14 protein-coding genes are annotated in these 12,462 nt (G+C 58.2%); 7 read left to right on the top strand and 7 right to left on the bottom strand.

Going from position 1 to position 12,462, the window contains the following annotated elements; all coding sequences use genetic code 11:
* Positions 1-9 precede the first annotated feature (9 nt).
* Positions 10-456 (top strand): YtoQ family protein, encoded by a 447-nt coding sequence (locus GOW09_RS17220; protein ID WP_171119768.1) that lies wholly within the window; start codon positions 10-12, stop codon positions 454-456.
* 50 nt (positions 457-506) lie between these two features.
* Here GOW09_RS17220 and GOW09_RS17215 read toward each other — a convergent pair whose 3' ends face one another.
* The gene (locus GOW09_RS17215) at positions 507-1,205 is read right to left on the bottom strand and encodes a glutathione S-transferase family protein (RefSeq protein ID WP_171119767.1); all 699 of its coding nucleotides are present in this window, start codon (positions 1,203-1,205) and stop codon (positions 507-509) included.
* Between the two features lie 261 nt (positions 1,206-1,466).
* On the opposite strand from GOW09_RS17215, the gene GOW09_RS17210 reads away from it, so the two are divergent.
* Positions 1,467-2,228 carry a mechanosensitive ion channel family protein gene (locus GOW09_RS17210; protein ID WP_245218130.1) on the top strand — a complete coding sequence of 254 codons (762 nt, stop codon included), beginning with the start codon at positions 1,467-1,469 and terminating at the stop codon, positions 2,226-2,228.
* 189 nt (positions 2,229-2,417) lie between these two features.
* Here the strand turns inward: GOW09_RS17210 and ald are convergent, their stop codons facing one another.
* A complete protein-coding gene (gene ald, locus GOW09_RS17205; RefSeq protein WP_171119765.1) occupies positions 2,418-3,536 on the bottom strand; it encodes an alanine dehydrogenase in 1,119 nt (372 codons plus the stop codon).
* Between the two features lie 135 nt (positions 3,537-3,671).
* Here ald and GOW09_RS17200 point away from each other — a divergent pair, with 135 nt between their 5' ends.
* A complete protein-coding gene (locus GOW09_RS17200; RefSeq protein WP_152456756.1) occupies positions 3,672-4,130 on the top strand; it encodes an Lrp/AsnC family transcriptional regulator in 459 nt (152 codons plus the stop codon).
* A gap of 3 nt (positions 4,131-4,133) precedes the next feature.
* On the opposite strand, the gene GOW09_RS22875 is transcribed toward GOW09_RS17200, so the two are convergent.
* Complete coding sequence (locus GOW09_RS22875) at positions 4,134-4,973, bottom strand: CPBP family intramembrane glutamic endopeptidase (RefSeq protein WP_171119764.1); 840 nt, start codon at positions 4,971-4,973, stop codon at positions 4,134-4,136.
* 280 nt (positions 4,974-5,253) lie between these two features.
* Between GOW09_RS22875 and ppk2 the strand changes: the two genes are divergently transcribed.
* On the top strand, positions 5,254-6,171 hold the full coding sequence (gene ppk2 / locus GOW09_RS17190; protein ID WP_371419726.1) for a polyphosphate kinase 2: 918 nt from the start codon (positions 5,254-5,256) through the stop codon (positions 6,169-6,171).
* Between the two features lie 67 nt (positions 6,172-6,238).
* On the opposite strand, the gene GOW09_RS17185 is transcribed toward ppk2, so the two are convergent.
* Together GOW09_RS17185 and rpsU are read right to left on the bottom strand one after the other, a co-directional pair.
* Positions 6,239-7,321 carry a CAP domain-containing protein gene (locus GOW09_RS17185; RefSeq protein ID WP_171119763.1) on the bottom strand — a complete coding sequence of 361 codons (1,083 nt, stop codon included), beginning with the start codon at positions 7,319-7,321 and terminating at the stop codon, positions 6,239-6,241.
* A 294-nt stretch (positions 7,322-7,615) separates the two neighbouring features.
* Complete coding sequence (gene rpsU, locus GOW09_RS17180) at positions 7,616-7,822, bottom strand: 30S ribosomal protein S21 (protein WP_005614280.1); 207 nt, start codon at positions 7,820-7,822, stop codon at positions 7,616-7,618.
* Between the two features lie 111 nt (positions 7,823-7,933).
* On the opposite strand from rpsU, the gene GOW09_RS17175 reads away from it, so the two are divergent.
* Positions 7,934-8,626, top strand: a complete 693-nt coding sequence (locus tag GOW09_RS17175) for a COQ9 family protein (RefSeq protein ID WP_171119762.1) — start codon at positions 7,934-7,936, stop codon at positions 8,624-8,626.
* Positions 8,627-8,687: 61 nt separating this feature from the next.
* On the top strand, positions 8,688-9,674 hold the full coding sequence (locus GOW09_RS17170) for an NAD(P)H-quinone oxidoreductase (protein ID WP_171119761.1): 987 nt from the start codon (positions 8,688-8,690) through the stop codon (positions 9,672-9,674).
* A gap of 30 nt (positions 9,675-9,704) precedes the next feature.
* On the opposite strand, the gene GOW09_RS17165 is transcribed toward GOW09_RS17170, so the two are convergent.
* Positions 9,705-10,562, bottom strand: coding sequence for a DUF2189 domain-containing protein (locus tag GOW09_RS17165; protein ID WP_171119760.1), 858 nt, complete (start codon positions 10,560-10,562; stop codon positions 9,705-9,707).
* A gap of 192 nt (positions 10,563-10,754) precedes the next feature.
* Here GOW09_RS17165 and GOW09_RS17160 point away from each other — a divergent pair, with 192 nt between their 5' ends.
* Positions 10,755-11,738, top strand: coding sequence for a quinone oxidoreductase (locus GOW09_RS17160; protein ID WP_171119759.1), 984 nt, complete (start codon positions 10,755-10,757; stop codon positions 11,736-11,738).
* A gap of 49 nt (positions 11,739-11,787) precedes the next feature.
* Here GOW09_RS17160 and GOW09_RS17155 read toward each other — a convergent pair whose 3' ends face one another.
* On the bottom strand, positions 11,788-12,321 hold the full coding sequence (locus tag GOW09_RS17155; protein ID WP_171119758.1) for an outer membrane protein: 534 nt from the start codon (positions 12,319-12,321) through the stop codon (positions 11,788-11,790).
* Positions 12,322-12,462 lie beyond the last annotated feature (141 nt).

The following is a 12,462-nucleotide window of genomic DNA, read 5'->3' as shown; positions in this document are numbered from 1 at the left end:
GGACGAAAGATGCTGAACGTGTACCTCTCTGGCGAAATCCACACCGATTGGCGCGAACAGATCATCGACGGCGCGCAGGGGTTGGACATCACATTCAACAGCCCGGTGACGGACCACGCGGCAAGCGACGATTGCGGCGTTGCCATTCTTGGGGAAGAGCCGAACAAATACTGGCATGACCACAAGGGTGCGATGGTCAACGCGATCCGGACCCGCAAGGGCATTTCGGATGCTGACGTTGTGGTTGTACGGTTTGGCGACAAGTACAAACAGTGGAACGCGGCTTTTGATGCGGGCTATGCCGCAGCGCTGGGTAAATCCATCATCGTGTTGCACGGCCCCGAGCATCAGCACGCGTTGAAAGAAGTGGATGCAGCCGCGCTGGCCGTGGCGGAAAAGCCCGCGCAGGTTGTCGAAATCCTGCGGTATGTGCTGACGGGTGCACTGCCGGGCTGAGTTTTTCAATGCGGGTGCCGGTTTCGGCACCCTGTCAATCGCGAAACAGATCAAGCGCGTGAGGGTATGGCCTTGCCGCGCTGCACCGCCGGGCGTTGCATGAAACGGTCGACATAGGCGACGACATTGGCGTAGCCGTCCCAGCCGACAACCTCTTTCGCGCCGTAGAAGTCCAGAGCATTCAACCAAGGGGCAAGAGCGATATCGGCGATGGAGTAATCGCCGGCGATCCAGTCTTTCCCTTCCAGTTGCGTGTTGACCACGTTCAAAAGGCGTTTGGCCTCGTTGACATAGCGTTCGCGCGGTCGGGGGTCTTCGATTTCGCTGCCCGCGAATTTGTAGAAGAAGCCAAGCTGGCCAAACATCGGCCCTACGCCCCCCATTTGGAACATCAGCCATTGTGTAATGCGATGCTTGTCTGCCGCGCTTTGTCCCAGCAACTTGCCTGATTTCTCGGCCAGATACAGCAGGATTGCCCCGCTTTCGAACAGGGCCAGCGGCTCACCGTCCGGCCCGTTGGGATCGATGATGGCTGGGATTTTGTTGTTTGGGTTCAGCGACAGAAACTCGGGGCTTTTGACATCCGCATCCGATAGCGTCACCAGATGGGGCTCATAGGGCAGGCTGGTTTCCTCCAGCATAATCGATGCCTTTACGCCGTTTGGAGTCGGATAGGAATACAGTTGAATCTTGTCCGGGGATTGCGCGGGCCAGCGCGCCATGATCGGATGAGGTTTGTTGTCCAGCATTGGGGGCTCCTGTTTGGCTGTCCCTGTAAAAGCTAGGGGCCACGCCTGATTTATATAAGCCCTTGGCGATGTGCATTTCCGGTCAGGCCGTGTTTTCTGGCGAACAAAGGGGAAATCAAACGAAACTCGCACCTAGACCGGAAGCCAAACTTGGCTCACAATCTGGTGACCCCCGCGAAAACCTCGCGGGTTTCTTGCTGTTGAAAGGAGATGGGCGTGGATGAGGTCGTAACACAGGTGGGCGCATTTGCCCCGCTGATCATGAGTGCCGTCAAGGCGCTTGTCGTTCTGATCCTGGGCTGGATCGTGGCTGGTGCAATCGGGGGCATGGTTCGCCGCCGGATCAATTCGACGCCGCATATTGATCCGACGCTTGGGAACTTTATGGCAAGCCTGGTCAAATGGGCCATTCTCGCCATGGTTCTGGTCGCCGTTCTGGGCATCTTCGGAATTGAAGCCACCAGCATCGTCGCCATTCTGGGTGCCGCGTCTCTGGCTATCGGCCTGGCGCTTCAAGGAACGCTCAGCGATCTGGCGGCCGGTGTGATGCTGGTTGTCTTCCGGCCTTACAAGCTGGGTCAATTCGTTGATATCGGCGGCACGTCAGGCACCGTAAAGGACCTGAACCTGTTCACCACCGAGCTGGTGACGCCGGACAACGTGCAGATCATTGTTCCGAACGGTCAGGCATGGGGCTCGATCATCACGAACTACTCTGCCCATGACACGCGTCGTGTCGATCTGGTATTCGGAATCGACTATGGTGACAGCGCGGACAAAGCCATGCAGATCATTCTGGATGTGGCCAAAGCGGACAGTCGCATTCACAGCGACCCGGAACCCTGGGTTCGGGTTACGAACCTGGGTGACAGCTCGGTGGATCTGACGGCACGGCTGTGGTGCTCGGCGCCAGACTATTGGGATGTCAAATTCGAGCTGACGAAAACGATCAAGGAAGCCTTTGACGACAAGGGTATTTCGATCCCTTACCCTCATTCGGTGGAAATCCAGAAACAGGGGTGACGGCTCCCGCCCGTCGATCGGGCATTCGAAAATGCCCTCCTTCCGTTAGGCCGGGTACCGCGCAAGGGCGCGGTGCCCTTTTCTTTGTTCAAACCATCGCTTTGGGTCCGACCGCGCCACGCCTGTGGCGTGGCGCTATGCCCAACGCTGGAAACCGCTTTTCAAAAGCGATTTCAGGGGCGGGAGTGGTTACGACTTGACGATTACGTTGGGCGAGACGACGTCAATACCAAGGGCCTTGCCGACCGCATAGTAGGTCAGCTTGCCAGCGTGGACGTTCAGACCTTCCAGCAGATGCGGATCGTCCTGACACGCCTGTTTCCAGCCTTTGTCCGCCAGAGACAGCATGAACGGCATCGTGGCGTTGCCCAGGGCGATGGTCGAGGTGCGCGCCACCGCGCCGGGCATGTTGGCAACGCAGTAGTGCATGATGCCGTCGACGTCGTAGATCGGGTCGGCATGGGTGGTGGCTTTCGACGTCTCGAAGCACCCGCCCTGATCGATGGCAACATCGACAAGTACGGCACCGGGTTTCATCGTCGACAACTGGGCGCGCGAGACAAGTTTTGGGGCCGCAGCGCCGGGGATCAGAACGGCACCGATGACCATATCGGCATCCTGGATCAGCTCGGCCGTGGCACCCGCCGTCGAATACTGATTCTTGAAGGTTCCGCCAAAGACGTCGTCCAGATAGCGCAGCCGCGGCAAGGAGCGATCCAGAACGGTGACATCCGCGCCCATTCCGGCAGCGATCTTCGCCGCATGGGTCCCAACGACGCCGCCGCCAATTACGACCACTTTGGCAGGGCCGACACCGGGTACGCCACCCATCAGAACGCCGCGCCCGCCATTGGCCTTTTGCAGCGTCCACGACCCGACCTGAGGGGCCAGACGACCGGCGACTTCGGACATCGGTGCCAGCAGGGGCAGGCCGCCGTTCGCATCGGTCACAGTCTCATAGGCGATTGCGGTGCAACCCGATTCCAGCAGGTCATGCGTCTGATCCGGGTCCGGAGCCAGGTGCAGATAGGTGAACAGCAACTGCCCTTCACGCAGCATCTTGCGTTCCACGGCCTGGGGTTCCTTGACCTTGACGATCATGTCGGCGGTAGCAAACACCTCTTCCGCAGTGTCGATGATACGTGCGCCAGCCGCGACATAGGCGTCGTTGTCAAATCCCGCGCCGATGCCTGCGCTGGATTCGATCAGAACTTCGTGACCACGTGCAACTGCTTCCTGAGCAGCATTGGGCGTCATCCCGACGCGGAATTCCTGGGGTTTGATTTCCTTGGGGCAACCGATTTTCATGGGGTTCTCCGTACATAAACTGCTTAAATTATGTGCATTTCGCAGTGCAATTTCTGTGAAAGAAAACGTGTCAGTATATTTTTCTTTGGAAGAATATCGCGTAATATACAAAAACCTTGCAAAGGAATTGCATGAATGAGCTTGGATACGACTGATCGCAAGATTCTGGCGGCATTGCAAAAAAACGGTAGGATGTCGAATTCGGAATTGTCTGAACAGGTCAACTTGTCTCCGTCGGCTTGCCACCGGCGTGTTCAGCGGCTGGAGGTTGAAGGCTACATTCGCAACTACGTGGCGCTGCTGGATGCGCGGAAGATGAACGTGCCGACAACGGTCTTTGTCGAAATCACGCTACAGGGTCAGGCCGAAGAGGTTCTGGATGCGTTTGAAAAGGCGGTGGCCCGGATACCGGATGTGCTGGAATGCCATCTGATGGCCGGTACGGCGGATTACATTCTGAAAGTTGTGGCGGAAAACACCGAAGATTTCGCCCGCATCCATCGGCAATACCTGTCGCGCCTGCCCGGGGTGGCGCAAATGCAAAGCTCGTTTGCCTTGCGTACCGTGTTCAAGACCACAGCCTTGCCCGTCTAATTGTCATAAAGGTCCGGGATAGGTGAACAGAAAAAGGTGGGTCAGGTTGAACCCAAAATGCATCATCACAGGCACCCACAGGCGTCTGGTTGCATAGTATCCCAATCCGCAGGCCAGCCCGAGAATGGAAGCAAAAACCACCAGCGCCGGACCCCCGGCGACATGGGCCAGCCCGAACAGCAGACTGGCTGCTATTACACTGCCAACGTCCCCCAGGCGCGGGGCGATGGCCGATTGCAGATAGCCACGAAAGAAGGCTTCTTCCGTCAGGCAGGTCAGAAACAGGTTGGACAGGGCAAATACCAGCCACCAAGGCGGGACAGTAAATTCCGGCTGTACCGCGCCGAAGGAAAGCCCCAACAGAAACAGCCCCGGCAGGAGCAGCAACCCTGCCAGCAAAGCCGTGCGTTTGATCTGCGTTTTGCCGCGCAGCATCCGGGGCCAGGCCAGAAGAACGGCAAAGAAGACCATCGGTTTGTCCAGGTTCAGATGCAGGGTGAAACTGGCGCTTCCCGTACCCGCCTGTACCTGATCCAGAATTTTCAAATTTTCGAATCCCGGCAGCAGATGTGCACCCATCACCAGACACCACAGGATCAACAACAGGTGTCCGGCGACAGCAGGCCATCCTTTCAGATGGGGCAGCAACGAAGCTCCGACCAGACCAATGGCCGCCGCAGCGATCGCCATGGGTGACATCAATCCTGTCGCCGAGGCAATGCTGATGAACAAAACCAGCAACGACAAGCCGATGCCTGTCCGCCGGGTCAGCACAATCAATTGCGCTGATATAAGAACAAGCCAGGGCCAGATAATGGGCATCACGGAAAGAAGGAATGTCACAATCGCCTCGTCTTTGTCATGCGCACCGTGATGCCGCACCAAAACGAGGCAATGCAAGCATCCGTGGCCAAGCGCAACGCATTGCGTCAATTCAGACGCTTGTATCCCGCGGGACAGATGTACAAATTCAGGTGAAAGATCATATTCTCGCGCTGGACCTGATTTGCAGGCACGACAACGGCCGCAGGACTCGTGACCCTAGCATCAATTTATCTGGTGGCATCAGGTTGTTACACGGGCTCGATATGGTCCGAACCCGAAGACCGAGAAGGAGCTGACCTTGGACAACGAAAACACTGGCGCCCCCAAAGACTGGCTGGAAGCCGAGCTGGAGGACACGCTGGACGAAGATTTCGAGATAGAATTCAGTGAGCCGATGCTGTCGATGGAAGTCCGAAAAATCTATCGGGAACAGCATCCGGATATGTTGGATCGCAAGGTTTACTTCCGCAACCTGCTGCGCCTGCAAGCCGAACTGATCAAGGTTCAGGACTGGGTACAGCATACCGGGGCCAAGGTCTGTATCCTGTTTGAAGGCCGTGACAGTGCCGGTAAAGGGGGTGTGATCAAGCGGATCACCCAGCGTCTGAACCCGCGCGTGGCGCGCGTGGTCGCGTTGCCGGCACCCAGCCGCCGCGAACAAAGCCAGTGGTATTTCCAGCGCTACGTACCGCATCTGCCGGCGGCGGGAGAAATCGTTCTGTTCGACCGCTCGTGGTACAACCGGGCGGGGGTCGAGCGGGTAATGGGTTTTGCGTCCGAGGACCAGGTTGAACAGTTCTTTCAGGACGTCCCCGAATTCGAACGGATGTTGGTGCGGTCAGGGATCATTCTGCTGAAATACTGGTTCTCGATCACGGACGAGGAACAGCAGTTGCGATTCCTCATGCGTATTCACGATCCGATGAAACAATGGAAGCTGTCGCCGATGGATCTGGAATCCCGCATCCGCTGGGAATCCTACACAAAGGCCAAAGAGGATATGCTTTTCCGAACCAATATTCCCGAGGCCCCGTGGTACATCGTCGAGGGCAATGACAAGAAACGCGAAAGGCTGAACTGTATCGAGCATCTTTTGACAAAAATCCCGTACGAGGACGTGCCTCAGGAAAAGGTCAATCTGCCCGACCGCAAGTACAACCCGGAATACGAACGCCGCGTTTTGCCGGATGAGCTTTACGTACCAAAGATCTATTGAAGCAAAATCAGGCTCTGAGCCGGAATGTGCGAGGCCGACACGGCCGGCCTCGCACAGGGTCAACTGATCAGGCTGCATCCATCATGCAGTCAAAGTGGAAGAAGTTGACCATTGTGATGTCACAGTCATCGACGTCGGCGGTTTCGGTGCCCGCAGGCTCGGATTCCGTTTCCGGCGTGGCGTCGGCGGTCGGCATCATGTCGGTATCATCGGTGTCTGCCACGTCCGTGTCGCCGTTCACATCGTCACCCCAGTTGAACTCGTCAAACTGCGCTTGCAGGTTTTCGAGGAAACTGGCGATTTCATCCAGGAAAGCCTGAACGTCAAAGCAGAATGCTTCGGGCTCACCGCCATCAACCACTTCGGTGTCCGGCGTTTCGGGTTCCGGCTCTTCGGTTTCGGTGACGTCGGTATCTGGTGCATCGGGTGTTGGTTCTTCGGTTCCGGGTGTTTCGGGTTCCGGTTCCTCGGTCTCGGTGACGTCAGTATCCGGCGTTTCGGGCTCCGGCTCTTCGGTCTCGGTGACGTCGGTGTCTGGTGTCTCGGGTATAGGCGCTTCGGTTCCGGGAGTCTCAGTTCCTGGCTCTTCGGTTTCGGTGACGTCAGTGTCCGGCGTTTCGACTTCCGGCTCTTCTGGTACGGCAACTTCGTCCGGCGTGGTTGGCGGAACGGGCGGTGTGTTCGTATTGCCGTTGTCCAGCATGACTGCCGCGTCGGTTGCGGCAAAGTTCTGGGTGACCATCACCGCATCAAAGCCCTGCATGTCACCGGTTTCGACGCCGATCCCGATATATTTGAAATCCGGATTCAGGATATTGGCGCGGTGGCCCGGGCTGTTCATCAGGTTCTGGTGCAACTGCGCCACGTCATCGCTGATGCCGGGCTGCCCGCGTTCGGACTGCCATGCGATGTTTTCGCCGGTCCGCCAGTTTCCCTCAAGATCAAATCCGGCGTTTTGCATCCGCTGGGTTGCACTGGAACCGCCCGAACCGGTGTGACTGAACGTGTCTGTGTCCAGCATCCAGGTGCTGTGATCTTCGGATGAATCGTTCAGCTGCGTCTCAAGTTGCAGCGGGTTGAGCCCGCGGGATGTGCGTTCCTGGTTGATCAGCCCCAGCATCTCGCGTTCGAATGTACTTGCAGTCGACATTTTTGCCTCCGTTTGTGTTTGTGTCCTTCCGGACGGGCTCACTTAGAGGTGGGGGTGTCGACGGTGGTAGGGGGCGGTTCACTTCAGGCGAGTTTTGGCAACCCGATGCTACCGGTGCGGGATTCGCTGCGCTGCAAAATGCCGGGCAAAATGTTGCTGGTGAGGAAATGGCGGCTTGTCGCACAGCCGGTACCACGAGTCGGCGGATTGAAACCGATCCCCGAAACGACAAACCCCCGGGCGATGCCTCGGGGGTCGTCAAATAGTGTCATCCAAAGCTGGACGAGGAAAGTCTTAGAGCAGACCTTCGCGCTGTGCTTTCTTGCGTGCCAGTTTACGGGCACGACGGATCGCTTCAGCCTTCTCGCGCGCTTTTTTCTCGGACGGTTTCTCGAAATGTTGCTTCAGCTTCATTTCACGGAACACGCCTTCGCGCTGCAGCTTTTTCTTCAGGGCACGAAGCGCCTGATCGACGTTGTTGTCGCGAACACTAACCTGCATGTGGTTGTCACCACCTTTCTAGATAGAGTTGCAAGGAAATTGCAGGAGTTGGCCGTATAGCAAAGCCGCTCTAACTTGTCTAGTACTGGGGTCGACAACCGGAGAACCGCCATGACGACCACATATGAAGATGCAAAACAGCAGCTTTTGGATGCGATGCTGATCCATGTTCCCTTCGATGGGTGGTCGGAATCCAGTTTCCGCGCCTCCATTTCCGACTGTGGTCTGGATGACGGTCTGGCGCGCGCGATTTGTCCGCGCGGCGCGGTGGATTTGGCGCTGGCCTACCACGCGCGCGGGGATCAGGTGATGCTGGACCGCATCAGGTCCGAGGACCTGAGCGAACTGAAATTCCGCGACAGGATTGCCGCAGCGGTTCGGTTCCGGTTGCAGGCCGTCGAGGACAAAGAACTGGTGCGCCGGGGCATGACGCTGTTTTCCCTGCCAACCCATGCGGCCGACGGTGCCAAGGCGGTTTGGCAGACCTGCGATCTGATCTGGGATGCGCTGGGCGACAGCTCGGATGATGTGAACTGGTACACGAAGCGGGCCACTTTGTCGGGTGTCTATTCCTCGACCCTGCTGTTCTGGCTGGGTGATGACAGCCCGGATCATCAGAACACGTGGGAGTTTCTGGATCGCCGGATCGCAAATGTCATGGAGTTTGAAAAGCTCAAGGCGCAGTTGCGCGACAACCCGGTGTTGAAACCGTTTCTGGCGGTTCCGAACTGGCTGGCGGGTCAGGTGAAGGCTCCGGTCAAAATGCGGGCCGATCTTCCGGGAATGCTGAACCCCCGAAAGTAGCGCGTCTTGATGCTGGGCCTTGGCCCTGATGCCTGCTAGGCATTGGGCAAAGGAGGTGCCTATGACCCAGATGATGCGCGCTGTTGAGATCACCGAACCGGGTGGTCCCGATGTTTTGCAACTGACCGAGCGACCGATTCCTGAACCGGGTGCGGGGCAGGTCGTTCTGAAAGTGGCCTATGCCGGGGTGAACCGGCCGGACGCGTTGCAGCGTGCGGGCGCTTACGATCCGCCGCCCGGTGCCAGCGACCTGCCGGGGCTTGAGGCTTCGGGCGAAGTGGTCTCGGTCGGGGCCGGGGTCGAAGGACTGTCCGTTGGGGATCAGGTCTGCGCGTTGCTGCCGGGCGGCGGCTATGCCGAATATGTCGCCACCCCTGCGGCCCATTGCCTACCGGTTCCTGCCGGCATGGGAATGAAAGAGGCGGCCTGCCTGCCCGAGACCTTTTTCACCGTGTGGTCCAATGTATTTACGCGGGGCGGGCTGAAGGCCGGTGAACGATTTCTGGTCCATGGCGGCTCGAGCGGGATTGGCACGACGGCCATCCAGTTGGCCAATGCCTTTGGCGCCCGCGTTTTTGCCACCGCAGGGTCGGATGAAAAATGTCAGGCTTGCGTCAAGCTGGGTGCGGAAAGGGCGATCAACTACCGCGATGAGGATTTTGTGGCCGTCATACGGGCCGAAGGCGGGGCAAACCTGATCCTCGACATGGTCGGAGGCGACTATATCCCGCGCAACGTCAAAGCTTTGGCCGAGGATGGGCGGCTGGTCCAGATCGCCTTCCTGCAAGGCCCGGTGGTCGAGCTGAACTTTGCCCTGATGATGGTCAAGCGCCTGACCCTGACCGGCAGCACCCTGCGCCCGCAAAGCGATCTGGCCAAGGCCCGGATTGCGCAGGACCTGCGCGAAGCTGTCTGGCCTCTGCTTGAGGCAGGCAAGGTTGCGCCTGTCATGGACAGCGAATTTGATCTGGCCGAGGCTGCGGCCGCCCATGCACGCATGGAAAGCTCGGGCCATATTGGCAAGATCGTCCTGAACGTGGCGGGCTGAACTCCGCGCGCGCGGGGCAGACCCGCGCGTTCACGCAACCGCGCGGCGGTACAGGTGCCATGTGGCATGGCCCAGAACCGGCATCACTATGATCAGGCCCAACAGCATCGGCAGGGCACCCAGAAACAGAAGGGCCGCCACGATGAACCCCCAGGTCAAGATGACGCCGGGGTTGTGACGCAACACGCGAAACGATGTCACGACCGCCACCGGCAATCCGACTTGCCGGTCCAGAAGCAACGGAAAGCTGACAACGCTGATCGCCAGAGCGCAAAGAGCGAACACGAACCCAACGGCGAGTCCGACAACCATCATGGTCCAGCCGGCAACCGTAGTGACGGCCTGCTTGGCAAAAGTGCCAAGTGACGCGGGGGCTTCTGGCCCCATTGTATGCGTGTAAATGCTCTGCGCCACCATCAGCCAGATCAGCAGAAGCATCACCAGATAAAAACCCAAAACCAGAATTGCGCCGAAAGCCGGAGAGCGGAATACACCGAACGCATCCAACCAATGCACCGTGCTGCCTTGTTCTCGTTTGCGGCTGATCTCATACAGCCCCACAGCTGCGACTGGACCGATCAAGGCAAAACCGGCGATCAGAGGCGCCAGAAGTGGCACCATGTTGACGTTCAGGGCAAAGCCGAACATCAAAAGCCCCGCAACCGGGTAGATCAGCACAATAAATATGGCATCCGCCCGTGTTTCGACAAAGTCGTGATACCCCGCCTTCAGACAGGCGCGCAGATCTTGCATCGTCAATGTCTGCACCATCGGCAAATGCGTGGTATCTGCGCTTCCGAGTTTTGAAACGCTGTCCGAGACATGATCACTGGCCGCCCCCAGATTCTGGGCTGCCCAACTGATCGGATTTCCGATTGTTTTAGCCATTTTCATCCCCTTTCCTGGCGAGATTTGCGCCGCGGAATGGATCCGGCATTAAGTTGTCCGTGGCCGGACCAGCCGACAACGCCTGATCGCAGTATAGCACAGTTTGGCGGAATCCTGATCAACACTCTGATATCTGACGATTGCTCCGCATCGCAGTCATGTTAGCTTGATGTCAGGCAAGAGGAGGTCAGGATGCAGACAACAGCGAAAACGGTGGTATTGCACGAATTCGGCGGGCCCGAGGTTCTGCGGATCGAAGACAGGCCATTGGGCGACCCCGGACCGGGTGAAATACGTATCCGTCATCATGCCTGCGGTCTAAACTTTATCGATGTTTATCAACGCACTGGATTGTACCCCCTGGAGCTCCCCCATGCTTTGGGGATGGAAGCGGCGGGTGTCGTCGAGGCCGTCGGGGAAGGGGTAACGCACCTGAAACCCGGTCAACGGGCCGCGTATGCCGCAGCCCCACCCGGCGCGTATTGCGAGGCCCGCGTGATGCCTGCGGCACAGGTGTGCCCTTTGCCGGATGGCATCTCTTTCGAAGCTGCTGCGGCAATGATGTTGAAGGGTTTGACGGTTGAATACCTGTTTCACCGAACCACTCCGCTGAAACGCGGGGATACGGTGCTGTTCCACGCAGCGGCGGGTGGGGTCGGACTGATCGCCTGCCAATGGGCGAAGTCAGAAGGGATCACTCTGGTTGGCACGGCGGGAACCGACGAGAAGTGCAGCCTCGCCCGGTTCAACGGGGCCGCGCATTGCATCAACTACCGCTCCGAGAATTTCGCCGAACGGGTGGCCGAGATCACCAAAGGCAAGGGTGTGGATGTGGTCATGGATTCCGTGGGGGCGGACACGTTCGAAGGATCGTTGAACTGCCTGAAACCCTTGGGAATGATGATTTCCTTCGGTAACGCCTCAGGCCCGGTGCCGCCATTCGATATTGGTGTTCTGGGCCAGAAAGGATCGCTCAAGATCACCCGCCCCACTTTGTTCACCCATATTGCGGACCACTCCGTCTGTCAGGCAATGGCGCGCCGCTTGTTCGGCAAGGTCGAGGGCAGAGAGGTCAAGATCCACATCGATCAGCGCTTTGCGCTGGATCAGGTGGCCGACGCACATCGCGCGTTGGAAGCGCGGCAGACGACCGGCAGTACGATTCTGGACCTTTGACGCGAAACCCGGCCTGTCAGGCCGGGTCAAACTTGATCCTGAGTGCCGTTCAGAAGCGGTAAGAGACACGAACCTGCAATGTGGTTGCGTCGACATCCACATTGCTTCCGTTGAAGTTATTGAATTCGTGGTACAGCAGCTCTCCGCCAATGCTGACATTTGGGGCCACGATCTGTTCATAGCCTGCGCCGATGAACCACCCGTCATCACTGCCCAGGGTGTCGGTGCCCGCTTCGGCGTAGCCTGCCGTGCCGTACAGCAGACCTTGCGGGTTTACCTTGTAGCCGGCGCGCGCTTTCAGCCGCCAGACATCTTCGACAGTTGCGGCGCCGGACAGGCCCACGTCAGTCCAGTCATAGTCAAATCCGCCGCCAACGACCCAGTCGCCCAGATCATAGTCGTAGCCCAGGATGATACCGCCGATCGCGCCATCGCCATCGACACCGGACAGGCTGGTGTCTACATCGGCATAACCCAGTTGCAGACCGCCATAAAACCCGGTCCAGTTGCCCGAGGATTGTGCCATTGCCGATCCCGCGACCACGGTTGCGACAGTAGTGATGAGAGCCAATTTCAAAGTCATCTCATTTCCTTTCGATTGTCACTCTGCTCCAGTGAAATTCGGTTCACTTATGCAGACAGTTACGATCCGCGAACGTCATCGGATCAGTGATACCTACGAACCGCTGCCCGAATTTCACCTCTGAAACGTGAAAAGACACGC

Source organism: Ruegeria sp. HKCCA5463, from assembly GCF_013034175.1.
Lineage (GTDB): Bacteria > Pseudomonadota > Alphaproteobacteria > Rhodobacterales > Rhodobacteraceae > Ruegeria.
This window is presented reverse-complemented; position numbering and strand designations above follow the sequence as displayed.

Excerpts from the sequence above, each read along its gene's own strand:
- GOW09_RS17220 (WP_171119768.1), top strand. The coding sequence starts at position 10 with ATGCTGAACGTGTACCTCTCTGGCGAAATCCACACCGATTGGCGCGAA.
- GOW09_RS17215 (WP_171119767.1), bottom strand. The coding sequence starts at position 1,205 with ATGCTGGACAACAAACCTCATCCGATCATGGCGCGCTGGCCCGCGCAA.
- GOW09_RS17210 (WP_245218130.1), top strand. The coding sequence starts at position 1,467 with ATGAGTGCCGTCAAGGCGCTTGTCGTTCTGATCCTGGGCTGGATCGTG.
- ald (WP_171119765.1), bottom strand. The coding sequence starts at position 3,536 with ATGAAAATCGGTTGCCCCAAGGAAATCAAACCCCAGGAATTCCGCGTC.
- GOW09_RS17200 (WP_152456756.1), top strand. The coding sequence starts at position 3,672 with ATGAGCTTGGATACGACTGATCGCAAGATTCTGGCGGCATTGCAAAAA.
- GOW09_RS17185 (WP_171119763.1), bottom strand. The coding sequence starts at position 7,321 with ATGTCGACTGCAAGTACATTCGAACGCGAGATGCTGGGGCTGATCAAC.
- rpsU (WP_005614280.1), bottom strand. The coding sequence starts at position 7,822 with ATGCAGGTTAGTGTTCGCGACAACAACGTCGATCAGGCGCTTCGTGCC.
- GOW09_RS17175 (WP_171119762.1), top strand. The coding sequence starts at position 7,934 with ATGACGACCACATATGAAGATGCAAAACAGCAGCTTTTGGATGCGATG.
- GOW09_RS17170 (WP_171119761.1), top strand. The coding sequence starts at position 8,688 with ATGACCCAGATGATGCGCGCTGTTGAGATCACCGAACCGGGTGGTCCC.
- GOW09_RS17165 (WP_171119760.1), bottom strand. The coding sequence starts at position 10,562 with ATGGCTAAAACAATCGGAAATCCGATCAGTTGGGCAGCCCAGAATCTG.
- GOW09_RS17160 (WP_171119759.1), top strand. The coding sequence starts at position 10,755 with ATGCAGACAACAGCGAAAACGGTGGTATTGCACGAATTCGGCGGGCCC.
- GOW09_RS17155 (WP_171119758.1), bottom strand. The coding sequence starts at position 12,321 with ATGACTTTGAAATTGGCTCTCATCACTACTGTCGCAACCGTGGTCGCG.